23 protein-coding genes are annotated in these 25,137 nt (G+C 34.0%); 21 read left to right on the top strand and 2 right to left on the bottom strand.

What is annotated here, in order from left to right; all coding sequences use genetic code 11:
• Positions 1-3 precede the first annotated feature (3 nt).
• Positions 4-894 (bottom strand): lysophospholipid acyltransferase family protein, encoded by an 891-nt coding sequence (locus ACQ65V_RS14130; protein ID WP_430468418.1) that lies wholly within the window; start codon positions 892-894, stop codon positions 4-6.
• A gap of 58 nt (positions 895-952) precedes the next feature.
• Between ACQ65V_RS14130 and ACQ65V_RS14125 the strand changes: the two genes are divergently transcribed.
• The gene (locus tag ACQ65V_RS14125) at positions 953-1,606 is read left to right on the top strand and encodes a rhomboid family intramembrane serine protease (RefSeq protein ID WP_430468417.1); all 654 of its coding nucleotides are present in this window, start codon (positions 953-955) and stop codon (positions 1,604-1,606) included.
• Positions 1,607-1,655: 49 nt separating this feature from the next.
• Here the strand turns inward: ACQ65V_RS14125 and ACQ65V_RS14120 are convergent, their stop codons facing one another.
• Positions 1,656-2,810, bottom strand: coding sequence for a redoxin domain-containing protein (locus ACQ65V_RS14120; RefSeq protein WP_430468416.1), 1,155 nt, complete (start codon positions 2,808-2,810; stop codon positions 1,656-1,658).
• Positions 2,811-2,961: 151 nt separating this feature from the next.
• On the opposite strand from ACQ65V_RS14120, the gene mnmE reads away from it, so the two are divergent.
• The 20 genes from mnmE (at position 2,962) to ACQ65V_RS14020 (ending at position 25,048) form a co-directional block, all read left to right on the top strand.
• Complete coding sequence (mnmE, locus tag ACQ65V_RS14115) at positions 2,962-4,371, top strand: tRNA uridine-5-carboxymethylaminomethyl(34) synthesis GTPase MnmE (RefSeq protein ID WP_430468415.1); 1,410 nt, start codon at positions 2,962-2,964, stop codon at positions 4,369-4,371.
• Positions 4,372-4,492: 121 nt separating this feature from the next.
• The gene (locus tag ACQ65V_RS14110) at positions 4,493-4,954 is read left to right on the top strand and encodes a helix-turn-helix domain-containing protein (protein WP_430468414.1); all 462 of its coding nucleotides are present in this window, start codon (positions 4,493-4,495) and stop codon (positions 4,952-4,954) included.
• Between the two features lie 6 nt (positions 4,955-4,960).
• Positions 4,961-6,055 carry a phage integrase SAM-like domain-containing protein gene (locus tag ACQ65V_RS14105; RefSeq protein WP_430468413.1) on the top strand — a complete coding sequence of 365 codons (1,095 nt, stop codon included), beginning with the start codon at positions 4,961-4,963 and terminating at the stop codon, positions 6,053-6,055.
• On the top strand, positions 6,055-7,002 hold the full coding sequence (locus ACQ65V_RS14100; RefSeq protein WP_430468412.1) for a DUF6617 family protein: 948 nt from the start codon (positions 6,055-6,057) through the stop codon (positions 7,000-7,002). The genes ACQ65V_RS14105 and ACQ65V_RS14100 overlap by 1 nt, the downstream gene beginning before the upstream one ends.
• A gap of 160 nt (positions 7,003-7,162) precedes the next feature.
• Positions 7,163-7,462 carry a helix-turn-helix domain-containing protein gene (locus ACQ65V_RS14095; protein ID WP_155087805.1) on the top strand — a complete coding sequence of 100 codons (300 nt, stop codon included), beginning with the start codon at positions 7,163-7,165 and terminating at the stop codon, positions 7,460-7,462.
• Positions 7,459-7,755 (top strand): helix-turn-helix domain-containing protein, encoded by a 297-nt coding sequence (locus tag ACQ65V_RS14090; RefSeq protein ID WP_430468411.1) that lies wholly within the window; start codon positions 7,459-7,461, stop codon positions 7,753-7,755. Before ACQ65V_RS14095 ends, ACQ65V_RS14090 begins: the two co-directional genes overlap by 4 nt.
• On the top strand, positions 7,742-8,650 hold the full coding sequence (locus ACQ65V_RS14085) for a BT4734/BF3469 family protein (RefSeq protein ID WP_430468410.1): 909 nt from the start codon (positions 7,742-7,744) through the stop codon (positions 8,648-8,650). The genes ACQ65V_RS14090 and ACQ65V_RS14085 overlap by 14 nt, the downstream gene beginning before the upstream one ends.
• The gene (locus ACQ65V_RS14080; protein WP_430468409.1) at positions 8,647-10,398 is read left to right on the top strand and encodes a DUF3987 domain-containing protein; all 1,752 of its coding nucleotides are present in this window, start codon (positions 8,647-8,649) and stop codon (positions 10,396-10,398) included. Before ACQ65V_RS14085 ends, ACQ65V_RS14080 begins: the two co-directional genes overlap by 4 nt.
• A gap of 130 nt (positions 10,399-10,528) precedes the next feature.
• Complete coding sequence (locus ACQ65V_RS14075; RefSeq protein ID WP_430468408.1) at positions 10,529-10,843, top strand: helix-turn-helix domain-containing protein; 315 nt, start codon at positions 10,529-10,531, stop codon at positions 10,841-10,843.
• 8 nt (positions 10,844-10,851) lie between these two features.
• Positions 10,852-11,175 (top strand): hypothetical protein, encoded by a 324-nt coding sequence (locus ACQ65V_RS14070; RefSeq protein WP_430468407.1) that lies wholly within the window; start codon positions 10,852-10,854, stop codon positions 11,173-11,175.
• Between the two features lie 29 nt (positions 11,176-11,204).
• Positions 11,205-13,316, top strand: a complete 2,112-nt coding sequence (locus ACQ65V_RS14065; RefSeq protein WP_430468406.1) for a Piwi domain-containing protein — start codon at positions 11,205-11,207, stop codon at positions 13,314-13,316.
• Positions 13,317-13,379: 63 nt separating this feature from the next.
• The gene (locus tag ACQ65V_RS14060) at positions 13,380-13,775 is read left to right on the top strand and encodes a hypothetical protein (RefSeq protein ID WP_430468405.1); all 396 of its coding nucleotides are present in this window, start codon (positions 13,380-13,382) and stop codon (positions 13,773-13,775) included.
• A gap of 121 nt (positions 13,776-13,896) precedes the next feature.
• The gene (locus ACQ65V_RS14055; RefSeq protein WP_430468404.1) at positions 13,897-18,231 is read left to right on the top strand and encodes a CusA/CzcA family heavy metal efflux RND transporter; all 4,335 of its coding nucleotides are present in this window, start codon (positions 13,897-13,899) and stop codon (positions 18,229-18,231) included.
• Positions 18,232-18,235: 4 nt separating this feature from the next.
• Positions 18,236-19,441 carry an efflux RND transporter periplasmic adaptor subunit gene (locus ACQ65V_RS14050; protein ID WP_430468403.1) on the top strand — a complete coding sequence of 402 codons (1,206 nt, stop codon included), beginning with the start codon at positions 18,236-18,238 and terminating at the stop codon, positions 19,439-19,441.
• A gap of 2 nt (positions 19,442-19,443) precedes the next feature.
• Positions 19,444-20,082, top strand: a complete 639-nt coding sequence (locus ACQ65V_RS14045; protein ID WP_430468402.1) for a cation transporter — start codon at positions 19,444-19,446, stop codon at positions 20,080-20,082.
• On the top strand, positions 20,079-20,492 hold the full coding sequence (locus tag ACQ65V_RS14040; RefSeq protein WP_430468401.1) for a Fur family transcriptional regulator: 414 nt from the start codon (positions 20,079-20,081) through the stop codon (positions 20,490-20,492). Before ACQ65V_RS14045 ends, ACQ65V_RS14040 begins: the two co-directional genes overlap by 4 nt.
• A 65-nt stretch (positions 20,493-20,557) precedes the next feature.
• Positions 20,558-20,914 carry an STAS/SEC14 domain-containing protein gene (locus tag ACQ65V_RS14035; protein ID WP_430468400.1) on the top strand — a complete coding sequence of 119 codons (357 nt, stop codon included), beginning with the start codon at positions 20,558-20,560 and terminating at the stop codon, positions 20,912-20,914.
• Between the two features lie 33 nt (positions 20,915-20,947).
• Positions 20,948-21,325 carry a DUF3703 domain-containing protein gene (locus ACQ65V_RS14030; RefSeq protein ID WP_430468399.1) on the top strand — a complete coding sequence of 126 codons (378 nt, stop codon included), beginning with the start codon at positions 20,948-20,950 and terminating at the stop codon, positions 21,323-21,325.
• Positions 21,306-23,267, top strand: coding sequence for a heavy metal translocating P-type ATPase (locus ACQ65V_RS14025; RefSeq protein WP_430468398.1), 1,962 nt, complete (start codon positions 21,306-21,308; stop codon positions 23,265-23,267). The genes ACQ65V_RS14030 and ACQ65V_RS14025 overlap by 20 nt, the downstream gene beginning before the upstream one ends.
• A gap of 1,052 nt (positions 23,268-24,319) precedes the next feature.
• Positions 24,320-25,048: a hypothetical protein gene (locus ACQ65V_RS14020; protein WP_430468397.1), complete on the top strand. Its 729-nt coding sequence runs from the start codon at positions 24,320-24,322 to the stop codon at positions 25,046-25,048.
• Positions 25,049-25,137: the final 89 nt, after the last annotated feature.

Below are 25,137 nucleotides of genomic sequence, written 5' to 3'. Positions count from 1 at the left end.
ATTCTATTGGAATTCAGGCGGTACTTTATCCCGATGTTTCCAACGCTTGTGTGTCCAGAGATAATATTGCGGAGCTTCCAAGATTTGTTCTTCAACTAGTTTAAAGAAGATGTCCGTTATGTCGTAGTCTTTGTATTCCCTAGGGTTTTCGGTAATGGTTTTAAATGTGGTTTCGTAGTAACCGCGTTTTAAGCGCTTAACTCCAAAGAACACTACGGCCATGTCGAGTTTTTTTGCTAACATTTCAGCACCAGTGTACATTGGCACTTTTATGCCCATGAATTCATTCCAGTGGAATGCTTTATTGACTTTTGGAGATTGATCGGATACGAAACCATTAATGGTTAATTCGCCTTTACTTTTAGATTCGTTAAGTATAGCATAGGTTTCCTTGGTTGTAATTAAATGCGAATTGTATTTTGCCCTGATTCGTTTTACCAATCGATCAAAATATTTGTTCTCTAAGCGTTTATAAACCGCATACCCTTTATGTTTTACATAGGTCTGTAAAATAAAGATCCATTCCCAACTTCCATAATGTGCGCACATGAGTATAATGCTGCGTTGTTTTTCTTCAAGACCGTTAATCACCTCTACGTTACTGAATTTAAAACGCCTTTGCATTTCGGCTTCAGAAATTGTGAGCGATTTAATGGCTTCTACCATCATATCGCATAAATGGTGATAAAACTTGCCTGTGATATCCGTAATTTCCTTTTCGGATTTATCAGGAAATACCAATCTTAAATTTTCTTTTACCACAGATTTTCGATAACCAAAAACCTTGTAAACGAAAAAGTAAATAACGTCTGATAGACCATAGAGCAACCTAAACGGTAATATTGAGACCAACCAAAGTATGGGATAAACTAAAATGTAGGCAATAAGTTGCATAAAAGCATGTTCTTTCTGAAGCGCAAATATATTATATTTGATTCAATAGATATTTTTTATGTACAATTTAGATCCTGTAACCATTGCAATTATTGCTGCAAATGTTATTATGTCATTAAAAGGTTTTGATGATCGCTTATTTTTCGAGAAGTATAAATTCAATGTTGGTAGTATAAGACGAGGTGAACAAATCCGTATGTTTAGCTCTGGGTTTTTACATGTAGATACGACACATCTATTATTTAATATGTTGACCTTATATTTCTTCGCCGATACTGTAATTGTTGCGTTAGGCCAATTAAACTTTATAATTATTTACGTCGCAAGCTTGGTTTTTGGTAATTTGTTGTCACTCTATTTTCATAAAGAAGAGTTTTGGTATAGCGCTGTTGGTGCCAGTGGTGCTGTAACTGGTATTTTGTATGCAGCCATACTTTTACGACCAGATATGAGTTTGTATATGTTTTTTGTACCCATACCAATTCCTGGTTATGTTTTTGGGATTGGTTACTTGTTATATTCCATTTACGGGATGAAAAATCGCATAGGGAATATAGGCCACGATGCCCATTTTGGTGGCGCTGTTGGTGGCTATGCCGTAACTCTTATTCTCGTGCCCAGTTTGTTTAAAACGGATTTGGGTCATGTAGGACTTCTGGCCATACCCATTATCATTCTGTTTGTACTTTATAAAATGGGCAAACTGAATTAAAAAAAGCCTGCCAAAGGCAAGCTTTTAAGTTTTATTCTGTATTTTGTATTTATGCTTTTTCGAGCAACTCTTTAACTTTATTCTCTAGAGCTTTTCCTCTTAAGTTTTTGGCTACTATTTTTCCATCAGCATCTAGAATATAGGTTGCTGGAATTGACTGGATATTATAAAGTCTTGCCACAGGATCATTAAAATACTTTAAGTGAGACACTTGGTACCATTTTAGGCCGTCTTTTTCAATAGCATCTAACCAGGCCTTTTTAGGATCTTGTTGTCTGCTCTGACCATCTAGTGAAACTCCAATTATTTCAAGACCTTGGTCGTGATACATATCGTAGATTCTCACCACGTTTGGGTTTTCTCTTCTACATGGTCCACACCAAGCTGCCCAAAAGTCTATTACGGTTACTTTACCTTTGATATCATTCAAACTGATGATATCACCATCTGGAGTAGGAGCTTCAAAATTTGGAGCTATTTTACCTTCTTCTAAATGTGCGGTTTTTTGATACTCCTCATATAGTGCATCTAATTTTTTCTTTACTTCTTGTCCTTTGGCTGATTCCTTTAAATTAGAAGAAAGATTATCATAGGCTTCCATGAATTTAGCCACTTCAAACTTTGGTTTGTTAGCCTCTAAACCAATAAGGTTAAGGCTAAAATACATGTCATTATTTTCCTTTACAAAGTTTAAAGGGTGCTCTGCTAGTTTGATGCTTACCTTTTCGAGTTCTTTAGAGAGTGAATCGCGTTTGGCAGCTTCTTCGGGCAGTTTTACCTGTCTGTAATGCTTCATAACTTCTCTGCCTTCTTCCCTTATTTTTTTAATACCTTCTTCAAACGCGGCGTAGCCTTCATGAGATTCAGAACCGGATATTTTTGATTCCAAAAGATTCTGTTTGTTAATTTCTACGTCAATTTCGCTATTTTCCAGCATTAAGATAGCATTGCCTTGTGTACCATCAACTGAAATAAAGTGGATACTAGGTTCTTCAACCGAACCTTTTAGGGTAAACTTACCGTCCATTACAATTGCTGTATCTAAAAATATCTCACGTCCTTGCTCATCTAAATTTTTTAGATACACTCTAATGCCGTTGTAAACACCTTCGGCATTACCATTTATAACAAAATCTGTTCTATTCTCTTGTTTACAGCTCGCAAGCAATAATCCAATTAAAAGTATAGTCAGTATTCTTTTCATTTTTATAAGTTTTTCTATTTATAGCCGTACAAATATATAAACAATGGTGAATAATCGTTGTAAAAGCCTTGTGAATTAAATCTTAAAATACAAAGCCTTACATTTTAACCATCTTATATTTTGCAATACTTTTGCACCAAAGCACAGAACTATGCATAACGATACTATTGTAGCTTTAGCAACACCATCTGGAAGTGGTGCCATTGCGGTTATACGATTGTCTGGTAGAGATGCCATTGCCATTGCTGACAGAAATTTTAGGTCGGTCGTAGACCAAAAGTCCCTTGGCAATCAAAAGACGCACACCATACATTTAGGTCATATCATTGATGGTGATAAAACTTTGGATGAAGTTTTGGTATCGGTGTTTAAAAACCCCAATTCCTATACAGGTGAAGACGTTGTGGAAATATCTTGCCATGGCTCTCAATATATACAGCAGGAAATTATTCAGTTGTTCTTACGACAAGGCTGCAGAATGGCAACGGCGGGTGAATTTACCTTACGTGCGTTTTTAAATGGCAAGTTAGATTTGAGTCAGGCGGAAGCTGTGGCCGACTTAATCAGTAGTGATAATGAAGCATCGCACCAGATAGCCATGCAACAAATGCGAGGTGGTTTTTCTTCTGAAATTGCAAAGCTGCGTGAAGAACTTTTGAATTTTGCATCGTTGATTGAATTGGAACTCGATTTTGCCGAAGAAGATGTTGAGTTTGCAGATAGAACTCAATTTAAAGATTTAATTGAACGTATCAACTTTGTTTTGAAACGACTCATAGATTCGTTTGCAGTTGGCAACGTAATTAAGAATGGAATTCCGGTGGCCATTGTTGGTGAGCCCAATGTTGGAAAATCTACTTTGTTGAATGCTTTGCTGAATGAAGACCGAGCCATAGTTTCTGAAATTGCAGGAACGACGAGAGATACCATTGAGGATGAAATTTCCATTGGAGGTATTGGTTTTAGATTTATTGATACTGCAGGTATAAGAGACACTAAAGATGTGGTTGAAAGTATTGGTATTAAGAAGACCTTTGAAAAAATAGAACAGGCGCAAGTGGTGATGTTTTTAGTTGGCAGTCCTCAGTTGGCAGTTGGCAGTGAAGCTGTAGAAGCGTTTAAAATTGAAATTCAAAAAATTAAGAATAAGTTTCCGCAAAAACAGTTACTGGTGATATTGAATAAAATAGACCAGATTACAGATACGGATTTAGCGGAGCTTACCACAAGTCTTACACCTCACGTAAAAAACCTAATTCCTATTTCAGCTAAAACAGGCTTTGGTGTGGAACAATTGACAGATTCGTTACTCAATTTAATAAATACTGGTGCACTTAGAAATAATGAGACCATTGTGACTAATTCTCGTCATTATGATGCGCTATTGAAAGCCTTCGAGGAAATCCAGAAAGTGAAACATGGTCTAGAGACTGGTCTTTCAGGCGATTTATTGGCTATTGATATACGCCAGGCTTTATACCATTTTGGTGAGATTACAGGTGAGATTACCAATGATGATTTACTTGGGAACATTTTTGCTAATTTCTGTATCGGGAAGTAACTATCTTTCTTTTTGTTGTTAACTACCTGTTTTTCTTTACTTTATGTAATTTTATCTTCCTTTATTTGTTGCTTATTTGCTCTTTTTTAGTTAAATTTGTTGTATATCTGTTGCCTTAAATATGGATTTGTTGCCCAAATCTGTTGGCAGTGAGATTGGCGAAATGATGCACCATATTGCCCCACGTTGCACCATAACGCTACATAAAGCACCATATATGAGCAGTAATTTATACATCCCAAAAACTTGTAAGCATTGTGGTAATGCCTTTACAGCACGTACAACAGTTACTAAATACTGCGGTGATACTTGTGCTAAAAGAGCATATAAGGCACGAAAACGCAATGAGAAAGTACAGGCTACTCTTGAAGAAACTATACAAGAGAAAAAAGAAGTAGTAAATCACTATAACCCAGATGCAGTAAGTAACAAAGATTTTTTAAGCGTTACGGAAGCGTCTCAATTAATTGGTGTTAGTAGATGGACCATCCAAAGAATGATTAAGCAAGGGCGCTTAAAAGCAGTTCCTTTCGGCAGAAAACATATAGTTGCTCGTTGGCAAATTGAAAACCTCTTTAATTAATTTATTATGAAAGTAACTTTAAGACAACGTAAAAAGAACAACAAAATTAGCCTGTATTTAGATTACTATCATAAAGGTAAACGTAAATCTGAATATTTACGCTTATATCTTACGCCTAATCCAAGAACAAAAACAGAGCGTGATGTAAATAAGAAAACGAAGCAACTTGCAGAAACGATTTGCGCGCAACGTCAAATTGAAATTCAAAACGGTATTTATGGATTTCAAGACATAGAAAAATTAAAAGGTAGTTTCATTACATACATAACAACTCTTGCAGAGAAGAAGAATACAAGTGCAGGTAATTATGGAAATTGGAATAGTATGTTGAAACATTTAAAAACCTTTTGTCCAACGGATGTTAGTTTTCAAGATATTGATAAATCATTTGTAGAGAGGTTTAAAGATTATTTAGATAAGGATGCTATGGGAAGAGCAGGTAAAAAGTTATCCCAAAACTCTAAATATTCATATTACGGAAAATTCAACGCTGCATTAAAACAAGCGGTTAAAGATGGAATTTTAAAAGTAAATCCTGCAAATGGTGTTGAGTATTTTAAACAAGGTGAACCTCAACGAGAATTTTTAACACTTGATGAATTACAAAAAGCAGCAAATACAGAGTGTGAGTTACCTTTATTGAAAAAGGCTTTTATATTCTCGGCTCTTACAGGATTACGATGGTCAGATATTGAAAAATTAATCTGGTCAGAAATACAACATTCTAAAGAAATGGGATACTATATCAGATTTAGACAAAAGAAGACGAAAGGAGCTGAAACATTACCAATATCAGAACAAGCCAGAGATTTATTAGGTGAGGAAGGAGAGCCAACAGATAAAATATTCAAAGATTTACATTATAGTGCCTGGTCTAATTTAAAATTGCAAAAATGGATAATGAAAGCAGGTATTACAAAAGATATTACTTTTCACTGTGCGCGTCATACCTATGCAACTTTACAGTTAACTTTAGGAACTGATATTTATACAGTATCAAAATTATTAGGACATAAAGAATTAAGAACAACACAGATTTATGCTAAAGTAATCGACGATAAAAAGAAAGATGCTGCTAACCGTATTCAACTGGATTTATAATGAAAGGAAGTATATTTTCAAGTTTGGTTTCTATAACCAATGGCTTACATAGAGATAATAGACAAGAAAAGGATTTTAAATACTTACTGTCTGATTTTAAATTGAATCCAAGAGCCAATAACGCAGTTTTTAAAGTAAACTTTAAAAAGCCTTTAAATGCGAAAAAAGAATACTACCAAAAGGTAATATTTAATGAAACAGAAAATACAGTAGCTTCATTTGTAAAGGAATTTCCCAAAAATGCAACAACACCAGAAAATAAATACAGCTATACCATTCTACTTAATAAATTTGATAAGTACTTAAATGACATTGCAACTTATATCAATAAAAGAGGAATAACAGCAGATTTCAACAATGATGACAATTATATCATAAACTACTTAAAAGTATCTGTAATAAGGTTGTATGCTGAACTACAAGAGCAATACGGTCAGTTTTCCGAAAACACAAAATTCTCAATTGCTGAAATTGCAGAAAAATACTTTAATGATGAAACTTTTGATGTAAATCTAATAGAAAAGAACACCACTAAAAAAGTGGCTGCCAAAACAACATCGAAAACGAAAGCAAAACCAAAGACCTCTTTTGGATATAAAAGCAACGATACTTCAACTTTGCTAACTGTGCTCAAACAAATAAATCTAAAAATAGATTTGTTAGATAACCGTACAACTATTGAACAGTTGCACGCATTATTATTAGCAAAAGATTTTACCAATACAGAATCGCAAATTTATCTTCAATGCGAAACGACACAGTTTAGTTACCTCGTAACAAAACTTAAACCATTTTTCAATGGTTTCAATCCTACGGTAATAGAACGTTCTGGAAAATTTGTTACTAAAACCGGTACGCTATTAAAAGCGAATAATCTTCACAAAAACAAAGTTCACAACCCAAAAGAAAAGGAAGAAATAGATAAAATTATCCAACAACTGCAATAAAAAACAGTAAGAATAGTAAGAAATCTTACTGTTGTCTTACCCTTGTTTTACACTCTTACTAAAATCACGAAGCCAATTTTAAACCTTTGTCCTGTTCTTGAAAAACAAGAATGACATTTGGCCAGATGTCCATTTACTATAAACTAAAATTTTATTAGTTATGGACGAAATATTAGAACGTCTCAAAATTATCGAACAGCACGTTTTAGACAGAAACATTATTGTAAAAAACGTATTGAGTTTTAACGAAGCGTGTAAGTTTTTGGAATTATCACAATCCCATTTATATAAACTTACAAGCACAGGAACCATTCCACATTATAAACCGAATGGTAAGAAAATTTATTTTAACAGAGTTGAATTAGAACAATGGTTATTAAGTAACCGTGTAGATTCACAAGACGAAATCGAACAGCAAGCTGCCGATTACCTCATTAAGAAAGGAGCGGTGAAGTTATGACGGAAATAATCGATTTAATCTTGGCGCTCTCGCAAGATGTTAAGGACTTAAAAGCACGTATCGAATTGTTGCGACAATCGAGAGCAGAAGTATTAAAAGATACGTGGATAGACAATCAAGATGTATTGCAGACCTTACATATAAGTAAGCGAACGCTACAAACTTTAAGAACCAATGGCACTTTGCCTTACAGCAAAGTAAAAGGTAAATTTTACTATAAAGTTGCTGACATTGAGCAGTTGCTTCAAGACAACTACTACAACCATAATTTCAAGCGATATGGAAATAAGTAGAGAAGCAATATTAGACAAAACACATAATGGTTTAAAAATCTATGCCTATGTGTTGAGACAGTATTATCCTAATCAAACAGTCCTTTCTGTAAAAGGAAGGGACTGTGGGATAACTCGAAACCCTTTTAATGGTGGTAAAGAAACCTTACGGATTCATATTGATGGTATTATAGCAACACATCGAGATACAGAATTAGAAGCCTTTAAAGGTGATGTATTCGATTTTGCACAATATCATTTTAGAATAACCGATGAAGAAGATTTGTACCAGAAGATAAATCAAGAGTTACATCTAAATTTAGAAGTCAAGGAAAAAGACGAATTAGAATGGCTTAATGAACCAGACGACACCTGGTATGCCAACTGTAGCTTTTTTAAAGCACCTGTTCGCAATGTGTTTCCTTCGGAAACCTTGCGACTACATCAAGTATTTGCATTAATCACAAGTAATAAATACAAAAAGATTACTGAAGAATTAAGAGCAATTACCAATGTAAAAGAAGCACGTAAACTCAAAGCGAATCGCTTTGATTACGTAACACTTTCAGGAACATTTGAAAAACGAAGCGATAAAAATTTGCTAAAGCATTCTAATTTATTAACCATTGATTTTGACCATTTAGAAAATCTACAAGAGTTAAGAACACAGCTCTTAAATGATGAATATTTTGAAACCGAAATGCTATTCATATCACCATCTGGCGATGGTTTAAAATGGATTATTAGAATAGATATTTCAGAAGTATCACATTCAGAATATTTCACAGCAGTAGCAAATTATATAAAACACAATTATAACATTGAGGTTGACCAGTCAGGTAAAGACGTTTCCAGAGCTTGTTTTTTACCATACGACCCAACAGCCTTCTTACATAAAAGAAATCAAGCATTATGACTAAAATATTTAACCCAAAAGATTGGTTAGAAGTTCCTAAAGAGCCAACAAAACCAAAAAGCAACACAGCAACAACTAATGTTGTTGCAGTTGCTGATAACGACATTGAATCCTACATTTCAGCAATCGAGCAATCAGGTACAGACATAACAGGAAGTTATGCCACTTGGAGAGATTTAGGCTTTGCTTTAGCAGAAGAATACAGAGAAACAGGAAGAGATTATTTCCACCGAATAAGTAAAAATTATGCAGGTTACGATGCTAAAGAGTGTGATGCACAATTCGATAAATGCTTAAACGCAAAAGGACACGGAATTACAATTGCTACCTTTTATCACTATGCACATCAGTCAGGTATAAAACCGACTAAACAACAAAACAACAACGAAGTTGCAACAAATGTTGCAACGGTTGTTGATACAAAAGAGCAAGCAATGCCAACGATACCAGAAACGGTATATGAGAATTTGCCACAGTTTTTACAACAAGTTGTAAATCCTGCTAATGGACAGGAAGAAAAAGACATTTTATTATTAGGCGCATTAACAGCATTTAGTGCGTGTTTTCCTAAACTCTTCGGAATCTATGACCAACGTAGAGTATTCAGCAACTTATATCTATTTGTAACCGCACCTGCATCTGCAGGTAAAGGAAGGCTTAACCAAATTAAAAATTTGGTAGAGCCTGTTCACAAATTAAAACGAGAACAAGCCAAAGTGCTAAAACAGCAATTTCAAGCAGAAACCGCTACTTACAATATGAACAAAGGCAAAGATGAAAACTTGGAAAAACCGAGTAAACCACCAGAACGAATGCTGTTCATTCCTGCTAACAATAGTGTAACAGGCGTATATCAATTAATTTCTGATAATGATGGTAGAGGATTAATTTTTGAAACTGAAGGCGATACATTAGCACAAGCATTTAAAAGCGATTATGGTAATTATTCTGATGGTTTTCGTAAAGCCTTTCATCACGAAACCATAAGTTATTATCGTAGAACCGATAGAGAATATGTAGATATTGAGAAACCGTGCTTGTCAACAGTATTATCAGGCACACCTAAACAAGTGGCAACCTTAATACCCAACGCAGAAAATGGTTTGTTTAGTCGCTTTATGTTCTACTATATGAATATAAAACCAACTTGGAAAAACGTGTTTCAAAATAGCAATAAAGTGGGTTTAGATGATTACTATAATCAATTAGGTGGTGAGTTTTTAGAATTGTACAAAACGCTAAAAAACAACCCAGAGATTGAAATACGATTAACCACAACCCAACAACAGCAATTCAATACCTTTTTTGAATCCTTACAGACCAAATACATCAACCTACAACCCGAAGAATACATTGCAACAATAAGGCGATTAGGCTTAATTGCGTTTAGGATAATGATGCTATTCACAGCTTTCCGCATTATGGAAGATGGTGATGTAAACGCAACTAAAGAATGTGAGGATATAGATTTTGAAAATGCACTAACTATTATTTCAATTTTAGTAAAACACAGTAGTAAAGTGTTTAACGACTTACCTATTGAGCAAAAAGCAACAAAACGCTTAAATAGAAAAGAACGCTTTTTAGAAAGTTTGCCAAACCAATTTAGCAGACAAGATTATTTAGATTTAGCCACAAAGCAGAGCATCCCACATAAAACCGCAGAAGGTTATATTACTAAATTTGTTGAAGCAGGTTTAATACATAGAATAGCGCACAACAACTATTCAAATCCTGCAAAGACATAGTTAAGGATTTCGAGGATTTAAGGATGCGTTTAAATGACTTCCTCAAATCCTTAATGTCCTCATTATCTGTTAATAACTACTAATATCTTTTTCTTTTCTTTTGGTTTCCTTTAATTAAATTAGACAAAATTTGACAAGTCTAAATAATTCTATTATGGAGTTTGGAGAGTATATACGCTCATTGCGTGAAAAACGCAATTTGCTATTAAGGGAAATGGCTGCAAACCTAAATATGGATGTTGCCTATTTAAGTAAAATAGAACGAGGAAATCGTATGGCAAGGCGCGAACAAGTAGTTGCTTTTGCCAAAACATTAAAAGAAGACGAAAACGAATTAATTAAGCTATGGATGTCCGAACAAATTGTATTAATGCTCAAAAATGAAAAAGAGCGTACGGAAATCCTCAAAATAGCTGAAGAAAATTTGAATAGATTAACAAAATAATAATAATTATGAAATATTTATATAACTCAAATGGTGATTGGATTGCATTTAAAATTGGTGCCTATTTATATAATTCCGATGCTGATTGGATAGGTTGGTTTCCTTGGGAAGATGAACACGCTGTCGATACTGAAGGTGAGTATTTAGGCAGCATATTCGATAACGATAGATTTTATAAAGTATCAAATTTTCCGTATCGAGGTTATCCAGGTTATCCAGGTTATCCGGGTTATCCAGGCTACCCAGGTTACCCAGGCTTTGCAGGATATTCTTCAAAGCCAAGTGGTACAAAAGATTACAAACCAAAAGATTTACTTGATAAAGCAGATTAATAAGAGGATTAAATTAAAATCAATAGTTTATGCAAGAACACCTCAAAACCAACATACTTAACTTTAAATGGCCAAATAGTGCGCCTACCATTTATTTAACTTTAGAAGATATAGAAGGTAGTCATCCTATACATAAATCTAAATTTTCAAGGCAGATTAAAGAGGTGTTTCCAGACGCAGACTTATCTAATATAGACCAAATATTTACAACATTTACAACAGAAATACCAGATGCACCAAGCATTAAGCTAAATTTAGTAGATGGTAGAGAGTTGAGAATTTACAAGCAATTCCTTAAACATCAATTAAGAAGCTATTTTAAATCTAAAGACTATATAGTAGTAAAAAACTTCGTTGGCGATGTACAAGTGTGGATGCCTTCCAAAAAAGGGAATACAGCAGACTATAACCTCTACTATAAATTTTCATTTAAAATACAGTTTGCAAAACTCACAGACTTACCCGAGTTAATTGTCTCTTACGATGGTACTTCAAAAGTCCTTACAAAGTCAGTTAAGGATATTGAGGATTCAGAGTTAATAAAGCGTTGTGTATATGGTCAAAAAACGTTCAATTACCAAATGGACCTCGATACAGAGGAAAAAGAAGAATTTTACAATGCTATTCATTTTGAGCAAGCATACCCAATTTTTAATTTGCCATTAGCACGAGCATTAGATATACCTATTGAGGAACCTGTAAGACCAGCCAACAAATACCAAAAGTATGTAGCACTTATTAATAATTTTGCTACCAATTATCTATTTACAGAAGATTTTAAAGCCATATTTCCGTTTAAGACTGATGCGTTTATTGATGTGCCACTTAATCGTATTAATCATATCGACCCACAAGTAGGTTTATTGGAATTTGGCAAAGACCAATACGGTAACAAGAAAACCCATTTAGTGCCTAAATTGGCAATGAATAACCTCAACCCTTACAAAAGACCAAACAACCAAAACATTAAGTTTTTCTTTGTGTACCATACCTCACATAAAGAAGCAATTAAAACCTTCTATAATAACCTTAAAACTGGTGTTACTGCGGATAAAAAGTATTTTAAAGGGATTGAGGCTTATGTAAACATCAAGGCTTCAACGTCTAAAGAACATTTTATTGAGTTTACAAACGAAAATAACCCAATACCAGAAATAGTTGAAAAGTTAGAGAGCTTAACCTTCGACCACGATAATGTACGTTATGCGGCATTCTATATAAGTCCTTTCGATAAGTTCACACCAAATCCCGAAGACCGAGACATCTATATTCAAATCAAAGAATTGTTTTTAAATGAAGGCATTGTTACACAGGTTGTAGATTATGAAAAAATGGTGGTCAATATCGAGAATCAATACAACTTCCAATTCTCATTACAGAATATGGCATTGGCAATTCACGCCAAATTAGGTGGTGCACCTTGGAAACTTGCAGTAACCGATAAAAAAGAATTAGTAATTGGTGTTGGTGCATTTACCAATCAAGGCGAAAACAGGCGGTATATAGCAAGTGCCTTTAGTTTTCAAAACAATGGCTTATTTAGAAAGTTCGAGTATTTTGACCAAAGCGAAACAGATCTATTGGCAGGAAGTATATGTAAAGCCATTAGAGATTTTACATCGGTTGCAGAAGCAGATAAAGTAGTCATTCACTTTTATAAGGAAATGAGTTACGAGGAACTAAAACCAATTATTAGAGGGATGCATACATTAGGGTTAAAAATTCCGCTTTACATTCTAAATATCAATAAAACAGAAGCAGAAGATATTATTGCTTACGACCTCAATTGGGGTAAAAAGTTAATGCCTGTAAGTGGTACATACATACGTATTAGCGAAAATCAATTCCTACTGTTTAATAATGCGCGTTACCCTAATTCACAGAGATATGCAGATACAGATGGTTATCCGTTTCCAATAAAAATTAAGGTAAGCAGTCCAGATGAAGATGCTTTTGAAGATGCAGACGTAGTGTTAGAATTATTAACACAAGTATATCAGTTTAGCAGATTGTATTGGAAATCACTTCGACAACAAAATGTACCAATCACAATTAAATATCCTGAAATGGTAGCACAAATAGCACCACGATTTAATAATGGCGTTCCAGATGATGCTAAAGATGCGTTATGGTTTTTATAATTTACCAATCAATTTATTTGCACAACTTGTGCATTGATTAATTTGTATATTTGTCTAAATTTTATGAAAATATTTGTTTCCATATCAATGTCTATTTTATTCTTTTTTCAAGGGATAAGCATAGATATGGACTTTTGTGGTCCAATTAAAGAAATTTCAAATCTCATTACCCATTATCAAGACCATAAAGTTTATGGAGACTCTTTCCTTGATTATGTAGTTGAAGATTACATTGACAACGATGCTAAAAATGAAGAGCATCATCATAACCCAGATAAGGAGAATACACCAGTCCATTCCCATAATCAATGTTGTCACCCTTTGGTATTAATTATTGCGAACAATAATTTGGCTTTAACCAATCAACTAAAATTTGAAGAGAAAAAACAATATAATTTACATAAAGTAAACTTCACTTCCAGATATTTGGAATCACTTTTCCAACCACCTAAAGTATAATTCAGTTTTTAATGGATAACTATATCCAATTTTGAGCCTAAAGGGTTCTTTTCATTTCGTGTAATTCTATTTCTTATATCAGAATTGTATCGAATAGTTTAACTGAATTAATACATTTTCTATGATTAATAAAATCATTGATTTTTCAATCAATAACAAATTCATTATTGGTTTGCTTACGCTTACCATCATTGGAGCAGGTATTTGGAGTATGACCAAAGTGCCAATCGATGCTGTTCCAGACATTACCAACAACCAAGTACAGGTTATTACGCAAGCACCCAATTTAGGCACAGAAGATATTGAACAGATTGTTACCTATCCTATCGAGGTAGCAATGAGTAATCTTCCCGATGTACAGGAAATTAGGTCAATCTCTCGTTTTGGCTTATCGGTGGTTACCATTGTATTTGACGATGATATGGGTACGTATCTACCTCGCCAATTAGTAGCTGAAAAACTAAATGAAGTCAAAGAACAAATTCCAGCTGGTTTTGGAGAACCTACTATGGGACCTATTTCAACAGGATTAGGGGAAATTTACCAATACACCTTAAAAGTAGCACCAGAGTATAAAGACAAATACGACATTGCAGATTTACGCTCAATGCAGGATTGGATTGTACAACGTCAAATGGCAATGGTAGAAGGTGTGGTTGAGGTTAACGCCATAGGCGGTAAAATTAAACAATACGAAGTCGCGGTTGACCCAAACGATTTAAACGCAATTGGATTGACCATTACAGATGTCTTTAATGCACTTGAAGCCAATAATCAAAATACAGGTGGTGCATATATTGAAAAGAACCATCAGGCTAATTTTATTCGTGGAGAAGGCTTGGTACGGAGTTTAGAAGACATTAAAAAAATTACGGTAAAAACCGTTAATAATATTCCTGTAACTATTAATGATATTGCAACTGTGCAATTCGGTTCTGCCATACGGTACGGTGCATTAACCCAAGATGGTGAAGGTGAAGTTGTAGGTGGATTGGTGATGATGCTAAAAGGTGCAAATTCCAATGATGTTATTGCCAATGTAAAAGAGCGAATGGCTCAAATTGAAAAGTCATTACCTGAAGGTGTAATTATTGAACCCTTATTAGACCGAAGTAAATTAATTGGAGAAACAACTTCTACTGTAACCACAAATCTTATTGAAGGTGCATTGATAGTTATTTTTGTGCTTATCTTCTTATTGGGTAATTGGCGAGGTGGTTTAATCGTTGCTTCAACAATACCATTATCCTTATTATTCGCTTTTATTTTAATGAACGTGTTCGATGTTTGGGTAAACTTAATGAGTTTGGGAGCAATAGATTTCGGTATTATAGTTGATGGCGCTGTAATTATTGTAGAAAGTACAGTATTTCTCATTGCATCACAAGTACTAAAAAAGAAACAGCTTACATCCAAAGAGCGAGATAAAGTGGCGTCTAATGCTTCAAAAAAGATGATGAACGCTGCGTTTTTCGGTCAGTTGATTATCCTTATCGTTTTTCTACCCATTTTAGCCTTACAAGGTATTGAAGGAAAGATGTTTAAACCAATGGCATTGACCTTTATTTTTGCTATGATTGGTGCAATGGTACTGTGTTTAACCTATGTGCCAATGATGTCTGCTTTAGTGTTAAGAGCACCAAAAAATGATAAAAAATCTTATGGAGATAGATTTGTACATTGGGTTGAAGACAAATATCAACCTTTATTGGTTAGAGCCTTGCGAAAAGGTAAATGGGTAATTGGTATTGCAGTAGTGTTGTTCGGAATTACAGTCTTTATGTTTACTCGAATGGGTGGCGAGTTCATTCCACAACTCGATGAAGGTGATATTGCATTTCACGCAATATTAAAACCAGGTAGCTCACTTACAGAAACTATTGAAACTACGACCAAAATAGAGCAAATTGTAAAAGCAAAATTTCCAGAAGTTGAAAAAATTGTGAGTCGTATAGGTGTTGCCGAAATCCCAACAGACCCAATGCCAATGGATTTAGCTGATGTTTTTGTAATTCTGAAACCTAAAAGTGAATGGACAACAGCAGAAACAAAAGATGAATTGATTGAGGAAATGAAAGAAGCGGTTGAAATCGTTCCTGGTGTTAATTATGAATTTACCCAACCTATAGAAATGCGTTTTAATGAATTGCTTGAAGGTGTACGTGAAGATATTGCTATAAAACTCTATGGTGAAGACATTGACATACTATCCCAAAAAGCTGAAGAAATATCTAAAATTATTGCAGGTACTGAAGGTATCGGAGATATGAAAGCGGAAGCCACAACGGGTTTACCACAAATGACCATCAATTACAACCGGAATAAATTAGCACAATACGGACTTCAAATAAATACGCTTAATCAAACCGTACAATCTGCATTTGCAGGTGGTACAGCAGGTGTGATTTTTGAAGGTGAAAAACGCTTCGATTTAGTGGTGCGTTTAAGTTCTCAAAACCGAAAGGATATAACAGATGTTCAAAACCTGTACATCAATTTACCTTCAGGTGCTCAAATTCCTTTACGTGAAATTGCAGATGTAAGCTACAAAGCAGGACCAATGCAAATAAGTAGAGACAATACCAACAGAAGAACCTATGTAGGTATCAATGTCAGAGGTCGAGATGTAAAATCTTTAGTAACTGAAATAAAATCAAAATTAGATGCACAATTGGAACTACCATCGGGTTATTTTATTCGCTATGGTGGTGCATTTGAAAATCTGGAACGTGCCAGCAACCGATTACAAACCGTTGTTCCTATCGCCTTATTACTCATATTTATACTAATATACTTTGCATTAAAATCACTACCTCAAACCTTAATGATTTACATAGCAATTCCAATGGCAACCATTGGTGGTGTAGTAGCCTTGTGGTTGCGTGATATGCCATTTAGTATTTCGGCAGGTGTTGGTTTTATTGTGTTGTTTGGTGTTGCGGTATTAAATGGATTGGTAATGATAAGTGGACTCAACGAATTAAAAGACGAAGGTGTAACCAATCTAAAGGATAGAATTGTTGAAGGTACTAAACGAAGAATCAGACCTATTATGCTAACTGCTTTTACAGATGTATTAGGCTTTTTACCAATGGCGATTTCATCATCAGCAGGTGCAGAAGTACAACGTCCATTGGCAACGGTTGTTATTGGTGGATTATTAACTTCAACTTTGCTTACCTTATTTGTTTTACCAATTTTATATCATTGGGTAGAAAACAAATCTTTTAGGTTTAAGCCTAACAAAAAGTTAGTTACTGCAACAGCTGTGGTATTATTACTATTTGGTTTTTCAACTGAAAGTAATGCGCAAGAGTTGAATGATACAATTCCAGAAATTTCATTAAAGGAAGCTGTTAAACTCGCAAAAAGTAATTATCCATTATTGAAGCAAAAGCAATTGGAAATTACAAAACAAGAGCAATTAAAAGCGACTGCCTATGATTTCGGTACGACTCAAATTTTCACAGGTGGCGAAGAAGTTAATAATGGTAGTGGCATCTATACAACCATAGGTGTTGGTCAATCAAATATCGATGTATTTGGCATTGGTGCAAAAAGAAAATTGCAAGAACAACGCATTCAATTGGCGCAAAAAGCCTTTCAACTTTCCGAATTGGAATTAGAATTGGAAGTTAAAAAAGCGTGGTCAAAATGCTATCAAATGAAACGGAACTATGAATTGTATAAGGAATTGGATTCCATTTATTCCAAATTCGAACAAGCAGTAGCTTTAAATTATGAAGTGGAGGCCATTTCTAAATTAGAATATTCGGCAGCAAAAAATCAAGCGTTTCAAATTCAGAATAAAAAAGCGCAAGCCTATAGTGATTATCTTATTGCTTTACAGCAATTCAATTTGTGGTTGGTTTCAGAAGAAATTTTTACGGTTTCAGATGAATTTGATGTAGCTATGGACAATGATATGGAAATGTCCAATATTGAAAGCCATCCATTGTACAGTATGTCGCAGAACATTGTAGATGAAGCAGAAGCCAAATATAAAGCTGCAAAATCAGATAATTTGCCAAAGTTCAATCTTCAAGGTGGCTTACAGCGTGTCAATGGCAATTCAGGATTTTACACCTATCAGGCAGGTATTTCCATTCCGTTTTTATCAGGTTCTAACAAAGCACAAATTAGAAGTTCCAAAATTGATAAAGAAATAGCGGAAACCAATGTAGCGTTCAAAAAACAGGAAGTACAATCAAGGTTTGTTCAGGCTAAAGAAAATTATATGAAATGGAAAACATCTTGGGAGTTTTACAAAGACCAAGTTTTACCATTAACAAAAGAGCAAAAATCAGGTGCATTACTGGCATACAGAGAAGGCGAAATAGATTATACTGCATTTACACAGTTAATTAAAGAAGCTATTCAATCGGAACTTGAAGCACAGACTGCATTAGTAAACTATTTAGAAAGCACATTTCAATTACAATATTTTAATCAATAAGACAATGAAAAATAAAATATATAAAATTCTTACCGTAATGGTGTTAACCATTTTTGTTTCAGCTTGCGGAAATAAAGAAAATCATAACGAGAATGATGGTCATTCCCACGATGAGGAAGAAAACACAGAAGTTAACGAAGCACATAATGAAAGCGAAGAAGTAATGCTTTCACAACAACAATTCGATGCTTTAAAAATGAAAATCGACACTTTAGCATTACGTAATATGAGCGGTTATGTTGAGGCAAATGGAACGTTAGAAGTGCCACCACAAAACGAAGCAGCCATTACCACAGTCATTGGTGCAAATGTTGTTTCAATTGAAGTGATTGAAGGTGATAAAGTCAATAAAGGTGAAGTTGTGGCTTATCTCTCGCATCCCAATATTATACAAGCTCAAACTGATTACTTAAACGCATATAGCAATAGTAATTTTCTGAAAAAGAATTACGAACGTCAACAAAAGCTATATGAAGCAGGTGTTGGTTCTGGTGCTAATTTTCAAAAGGCAGAAGCAGAGTATGATGCATCAAAAGCTATGGTTAATGGTTTAGAAGCACAATTAAAAATATTAAATATCAATACAGCTTCTGTTCGTAATGGTACAATTGCACAACGTATTGCCTTGCGAAGTCCAATAGAGGGTTTTGTGCAAAAAGTTGAAGTAAAAACAGGTCAATATGTAGAACCACAAACCGAATTATTTGAAATTGTAAATACGCATCACGTTCACGCCGATTTAATGGTTTTTGAAAAAGATGTCTATAAAGTACAGAAAGGTCAAAAAGTTAACTTTACGGTACAATCCATACCAGATGCAGAGCTTATCGCAGAAATCTATTCCGTAAGCAAAACCTTTGAGGACAACCCAAAATCAGTCCACGTTCACGCAGAAATAGAAAATAAAAAAGGCAACTTAATTCCTGGTATGTATATTCAAGGTAAAATTCAAGTAGATAATACCCAAACAAAAGCATTACCAGAAAGTGCAATTATAAAAGAAGGCGATAGATATTATGTGTTTTCAGTAGAAAAAGAAAATGACGATTGGAGCTTTAAACCTATCGAAGTTGTTTTAGGCACTAAAGATGGTGATTGGGTATCGGTTCAATTTACTGATAACATAGACAGTAATACACAGTTTGCTTATAACAATGCTTATTACCTTAACGCAGAAATGAAAAAAGGGGAAGCAGAACACGCACATTAATTATGGATGCAACAAGACAACAAGATTTAAAAAAGGCAAGAGTACTTCAAATATGGAATGTCATTTATGATGTTATTGAAGTGGTCGTATCTCTTATTGCAGGATTTGCTTCAAACAGTTCAGCTTTGATAGGCTGGGGATTGGACAGCACTATCGAGGTGATAAGCGCAGCAACTTTAGGTTGGCGATTACACGGAGAGATTAAAGGTATTGATAAAGAAAAAGTAAAAAAACGAAAGAAAATTACACTCTACGTCATTGCAGCATCTTTCACATTAGTCTGTATTTTTATTACTTATGATTCTGTTACAAAACTTATAAATCAAGAAACTGCGACCTGGAGCACTATGGGATTAATTATTTTATTGGTTTCATTGGTAGTAAACCCTATCCTTATTTATTTCAAAAGAAAATACGGTAAAAAACTTGATAGTCCAGCAATGTTAGCAGATGCAAAGGACACATTTATTTGCCTATACCAAACCGTTGTTGTACTCATAGGTTTGCTTTTGGTCAATCAGTTCGGTTGGTGGATGGCAGACCCTATTGCAGCACTTCTTATTGTTCCTTATGCACTAAAAGAAGGATGGGAAGCATTTAGTAAAGCGAGAAATATTAATCTTAATGAAACTGTAAAATGAAAGAAGTAGAACAGTTATTAGAGTCAAAACAAATTCGTATTACAGCAATGCGTTTGCTTATATATAAGTTTCTTGCAGAAAAAGAGGTCGCTGTTACTTTAAGTGACATAGAAAATGCGTTTGCAAAAGCAGACAGAACTACTTTATACAGAACCGTAAAAACATTTGAAGATAAAGGGATAGTCCATCAAATAGACGATGGTACGGGAATTACAAAATATGCGCTCTGTGAAAAAGGATGTAATTGTGAAATTGAAACCGATTTACACTTGCATTTCCATTGTAATAATTGCAATGAAACTGTTTGTTTAACAGAGCATAAAATACCTCAAATAAAAGTGCCAAATGGTTTTGTGTCTGAAAACGTCAACTTGGTGGTTAAAGGTATATGCGATAAGTGTAGTACCTAAAAATGCACTTCCATTGCACTTAATTTATTAATATTTTTAAATTCAATAAATAAAATTAAGAAACAATGATACAATTAATCAATACAGAAAAAAACAATTTAATATCAGCAAAAATTAGTGGTAACATATCAAAAAGTGATGTAGAAAAGATACATCCACTTATCCATAATATTATTGAAAAAGGTAAAAAGGTAGATTTCTATTTTGAAATGGAAGATTTTACAGGTTATACATTAAAAGGGTTTTGGGAAGATATAAAGGTAGATAGCGCACACATTTCCGATTATGGAAAAATGGCTTTTGTAGGTGAAAAAAAATGGCAGGAATTTGCAGCGAAAGTTACTGATTTTTTTACAAGTTCAGAGGTAAAGTATTTTGATTTAAAAGATAAAGAACAGGCTAAAAACTGGATTATGTCTTAATGTCAAGTCTTAATATTTATATTCGATAAGCAAATGAAATTCAATACAGTAATTCCTAAATACTTAAAACGATTCTATAATAATGAGTTGCTATGCTATAAAAAAGCATTGAAAGAACAAGATTTTGATACAGCTTGGTATCATTTAGAACGTAGTCATATTATAGGCCAATCCTATCCAATTGAGCACACGTATTCGCATTGGTTGATGTTACAGTTCGGATTGATGCAAAAAAACACCAAAGAGGTCTTTGGTCAATTATTACGTTTAGTAGTTGGTGGTTGGAAATCATTTATAAATAACATTCCTGTTGGTAATACGGGAGGAGCAGATGTACCACCATTAAAACGGATGCCTATTCCAAATGATATTAAAGAAATATTTAAAATAAATGAAAAAAAAGAAAGTTAATTTAAAAGATTTAAAGCCAGATTCAGAAAACCAACATAGTCACGATGATGGTCATAATCATAACAATCCTAAAAGGGTTTCAAATTTAAAAACCTATTTACCAGCTATTTTTAGTTTTGTAATGTTAATAGTAGGTATTGCTGTAGATTATTTTGAAGCATTTCCTCATTTTTCTGGCTGGATTCGTATTCTTTGGTATGTAGTAGCCTATATTCCTGTTGGTTTTCCTGTGGTAAAAGAAGGATGGAAAAGTCTTATAAAAGGCGATGTTTTTACCGAGTTCTTTTTAATGTCTATTGCCACAATTGGTGCGTTTATTATTGGTGAATATCCTGAAGGTGTTGCAGTAATGCTATTTTATGCAGTAGGAGAATTATTTCAAAACGCAGCAGTTAATAGAGCAAAAGGAAATATTAAAGCCTTATTAGATGTTCGACCAAAAGAAGCTAATGTATTTCGTGATGGTGATTATATAAGTGTGTCGCCAGAAGCTGTAAATATTGGCGAGAAAATACAAATTCGAGTAGGTGAAAAAATTCCATTGGATGGTATTTTATTATCCGAAAAAGCATCTCTAAACACCGCAGCATTAACAGGCGAAAGCAAACCAACTTCCATCTTAACAAGAGAAAAAGTGTATGCAGGCACAATCAATTTAGAAAGTGTTATTGAAGTTGAGGTAACCAACAAGTTTGAAGATAGTTCTATTGCGAGAATATTAGACTTGGTTCAAAATGCTACAGCTCGTAAGTCTAAAACAGAATTGTTTATCAGACAGTTTGCTCGTATCTACACACCAATTGTAGTGTTTTTAGCTATTGGTGTTACTTTTATACCTTACTTTTTTGTAGATGATTATGTATTTAGAGATTGGTTATACAGAGCATTAATTTTCTTGGTAATATCTTGTCCTTGTGCGTTAGTGATTTCAATACCATTAGGTTATTTCGGTGGTTTGGGAGCAGCTTCAAAAAATGGAATTTTATTTAAAGGTGCTTCATTTTTAGATGCAATGACCAAGATAAATACTTTGGTAATGGACAAAACAGGAACCGTTTCCAAAGGTGTTTTTAAAATCAAAGAAGTAAAAGCAATCGGTTGGAATGAAACCGAATTTATGCAATACCTAATGGCGATGGAAGAACAATCCACACATCCAATTGCAAAAGCAATTTTAGAGTATAAAGCAGAAGGAGAAGATTTTGAAGCTACCGAAGTGTCTGAAATTGCAGGTAAAGGTTTAAAAGGGATTGTAAACGGTAAAACAGTTTTAGTAGGAAATAAAGCCTTAATGACTACTAATAATATTGATGTTCCATCTGAAACGGAATCTATTGTAGAATCGATAGTATTAGTTGCAATCGATAATCAATTTGCAGGTTATGTAGTCATAGCAGATGAATTAAAGGAAGATGCAAAAGAAACTATTACAGCATTACACAAAGTAGGCATTAAAAATATTATGATGCTTTCCGGTGATAAAGATTCCATTACGCAACAAGTCGCTAAAGAGTTGAACATCGAAAATGCAAAAGGTGGTTTGCTTCCAGAAGATAAATTAAACGAAGTTGAAATTTTAAAGAAAAATCCTGAAAACAAAATAGCCTTTATAGGTGATGGTATTAACGATGCACCAGTTTTAGCAGCGAGTAACGTTGGTATTGCAATGGGTGGTTTAGGTAGTGATGTAGCTATTGAAACAGCAGACGTTATCATTCAAACAGACCAACCTTCAAAAGTTGTTAGAGCCATTAAAATAAGTCGTTCCACACGAAAAATTGTTTGGCAAAATATTATTTTAGCGTTTGGTGTTAAAGTTATTGTATTGATATTAGGAGCAGGTGGTTTAGCCACAATGTGGGAAGCAGTTTTTGCAGATGTAGGAGTAGCATTATTAGCAATTTTGAATGCAGTTAGATTGCAACGAATGAGTTGGAAATAGCACATCAAATTTAATATTAGTGCTAACATCATAATCCGTGAGCAGGTAATAAGGTGTTCGTCAGTCGTTCCATTTTGTTTCATAAAACATATCTGCAAGCCAATTATCGATTTTATTGTCATTGCGAGCAGAGCGAAGCAATCTTATAATCAACCACATTCTTTCAGTCAAAAGGCTTGCATATACCACAAATAGTACCATTGCGGCGACACGTCCTCATTGGCACTATTTGTTTGTTTTATTTCACACATTCTCTTCTTCCTCACCCGCAGCTACTCTTGTACCCTTACCTGCGAAAAGCAGGTACCCAATATGGAGCCTGCTATTGCAGGCGGAATATTTATAAGGGTACAACCGCTGCTTAATGTTATGCGAGCCTGCGGGTCGCTTCAAGCAAAACCCACATATAGTTGAATTTCACTTATCTTTTATATTTTAATAAATTCCTGTGTTTGCTATAATTTTGAGTTTAATAAAATATGTGGGTTTACGGGTGTCACATTTTTTGAACATTCCAAGTATGCAAATAAGATAACCGCAGTTCTAAAGAACATATTTGAGATTTCAATTAAAAGTATGTAATATGTGATAAATTGAACTTTTATGCATACTGCGGTTTATCCTATTTTGCAAGCAGTACACAAGAGCAACTCATTCAGTCAGCAATTCCATCCACCGTATAATAGTTTTTACATTACGGTTTGCCTTTAGTAAAATTAAAAGAAGTAATTTCTTGTAAATACTTCACTTCCTCAACATCCTTATATCATAATAAGTAAGGCAAACCTTAAATGAAAACTATTCCCAAGCCTTACATTGCTTCCTTCAATCCTTGCACTTGCCTAAACGTTAATATTTTGTACTACTAATAAAAATCTATCTTAAACACAATTTGAATCAAAAAACTGCGCCACCCTTGCGGTAAACCGTTGCTGTGGTACGCACTTTTGCAAAATTGCAACGTGCTATTACCACACCACTTTTGCTCATCTCGCAGTCGGCTCGCGCCTTTTAGATTACCTGCTCGAAAGGATAAATAGTAACTTTGTAAAATGATTGAAGATTTAAAAAAGCTTTTTTTACGTTTTAATTATTCTGATGAAAATGGTTTTATCGTTAATGCACCCACTTTGAATGAAGGAGAACATCTTTCAATTGGTTTTGATAATAAAAGAAAAGAGTTCAATATTCATTTTACGGATGATAATATTAATGAATCTGGTGCAAAAAGAAGAAACTTCATTTTTACGATGTCTGCATTCCGATTTTTTCTTTTCTTAAATCGTTTTGATACATTTTATAAGCATAGTATTGTTAATCTAATCCTATCTTCAAAAACCAATCTGGGTAAATTAAAAAAACATAAGTTTATAGTTAATACGTTTGTCACATCTGATGAAGCAGAAGATAAATTGATTCATAAGAGAAAAAACGGTAGGCATTGGAAGTTCAGAAAAAATTTTGATTTTGACTTAATAGTAGATAATTTCAAATATCTTGAACAAGAAGATTTGTCCTCGAATAAAATACTATTAGCATATAAGTACTCAAAAGGTAACTTATCGCTTCAAGGTTTTATTTACAATTTTGAGCATTTAACAGGTATTTATTTTGTTCCAATTAAAAAGTACAATCGTTTTGCAAAAAACATTGCTATAGCTATGTACAACTATTTAAATACCTATCCAACGGAAGAAACTTTACCATTCAGACAACAAATGTATGAGCGTCTTAAACATCCATATTTAAGTAAGGAAGAAGCAAAAAGGATGCAAAGATAGATGCCTTCCTTCATCCACCGCTATCATACTATAAAGTTCAAGCCCTACGGGTTTTGAAAAAAATATTGCACCTATCGCAGGTGCTTATT

Source organism: Winogradskyella ouciana (assembly GCF_965284585.1).
GTDB lineage: Bacteria > Bacteroidota > Bacteroidia > Flavobacteriales > Flavobacteriaceae > Winogradskyella > Winogradskyella ouciana.
This window is presented reverse-complemented; position numbering and strand designations above follow the sequence as displayed.

Excerpts from the sequence above, each read along its gene's own strand:
- ACQ65V_RS14130 (WP_430468418.1), bottom strand. The coding sequence starts at position 894 with ATGCAACTTATTGCCTACATTTTAGTTTATCCCATACTTTGGTTGGTC.
- ACQ65V_RS14125 (WP_430468417.1), top strand. The coding sequence starts at position 953 with ATGTACAATTTAGATCCTGTAACCATTGCAATTATTGCTGCAAATGTT.
- ACQ65V_RS14120 (WP_430468416.1), bottom strand. The coding sequence starts at position 2,810 with ATGAAAAGAATACTGACTATACTTTTAATTGGATTATTGCTTGCGAGC.
- mnmE (WP_430468415.1), top strand. The coding sequence starts at position 2,962 with ATGCATAACGATACTATTGTAGCTTTAGCAACACCATCTGGAAGTGGT.
- ACQ65V_RS14110 (WP_430468414.1), top strand. The coding sequence starts at position 4,493 with ATGGATTTGTTGCCCAAATCTGTTGGCAGTGAGATTGGCGAAATGATG.
- ACQ65V_RS14105 (WP_430468413.1), top strand. The coding sequence starts at position 4,961 with ATGAAAGTAACTTTAAGACAACGTAAAAAGAACAACAAAATTAGCCTG.
- ACQ65V_RS14100 (WP_430468412.1), top strand. The coding sequence starts at position 6,055 with ATGAAAGGAAGTATATTTTCAAGTTTGGTTTCTATAACCAATGGCTTA.
- ACQ65V_RS14095 (WP_155087805.1), top strand. The coding sequence starts at position 7,163 with ATGGACGAAATATTAGAACGTCTCAAAATTATCGAACAGCACGTTTTA.
- ACQ65V_RS14090 (WP_430468411.1), top strand. The coding sequence starts at position 7,459 with ATGACGGAAATAATCGATTTAATCTTGGCGCTCTCGCAAGATGTTAAG.
- ACQ65V_RS14085 (WP_430468410.1), top strand. The coding sequence starts at position 7,742 with ATGGAAATAAGTAGAGAAGCAATATTAGACAAAACACATAATGGTTTA.
- ACQ65V_RS14080 (WP_430468409.1), top strand. The coding sequence starts at position 8,647 with ATGACTAAAATATTTAACCCAAAAGATTGGTTAGAAGTTCCTAAAGAG.
- ACQ65V_RS14070 (WP_430468407.1), top strand. The coding sequence starts at position 10,852 with ATGAAATATTTATATAACTCAAATGGTGATTGGATTGCATTTAAAATT.
- ACQ65V_RS14065 (WP_430468406.1), top strand. The coding sequence starts at position 11,205 with ATGCAAGAACACCTCAAAACCAACATACTTAACTTTAAATGGCCAAAT.
- ACQ65V_RS14060 (WP_430468405.1), top strand. The coding sequence starts at position 13,380 with ATGAAAATATTTGTTTCCATATCAATGTCTATTTTATTCTTTTTTCAA.
- ACQ65V_RS14055 (WP_430468404.1), top strand. The coding sequence starts at position 13,897 with ATGATTAATAAAATCATTGATTTTTCAATCAATAACAAATTCATTATT.
- ACQ65V_RS14050 (WP_430468403.1), top strand. The coding sequence starts at position 18,236 with ATGAAAAATAAAATATATAAAATTCTTACCGTAATGGTGTTAACCATT.
- ACQ65V_RS14045 (WP_430468402.1), top strand. The coding sequence starts at position 19,444 with ATGGATGCAACAAGACAACAAGATTTAAAAAAGGCAAGAGTACTTCAA.
- ACQ65V_RS14040 (WP_430468401.1), top strand. The coding sequence starts at position 20,079 with ATGAAAGAAGTAGAACAGTTATTAGAGTCAAAACAAATTCGTATTACA.
- ACQ65V_RS14035 (WP_430468400.1), top strand. The coding sequence starts at position 20,558 with ATGATACAATTAATCAATACAGAAAAAAACAATTTAATATCAGCAAAA.
- ACQ65V_RS14030 (WP_430468399.1), top strand. The coding sequence starts at position 20,948 with ATGAAATTCAATACAGTAATTCCTAAATACTTAAAACGATTCTATAAT.
- ACQ65V_RS14025 (WP_430468398.1), top strand. The coding sequence starts at position 21,306 with ATGAAAAAAAAGAAAGTTAATTTAAAAGATTTAAAGCCAGATTCAGAA.
- ACQ65V_RS14020 (WP_430468397.1), top strand. The coding sequence starts at position 24,320 with ATGATTGAAGATTTAAAAAAGCTTTTTTTACGTTTTAATTATTCTGAT.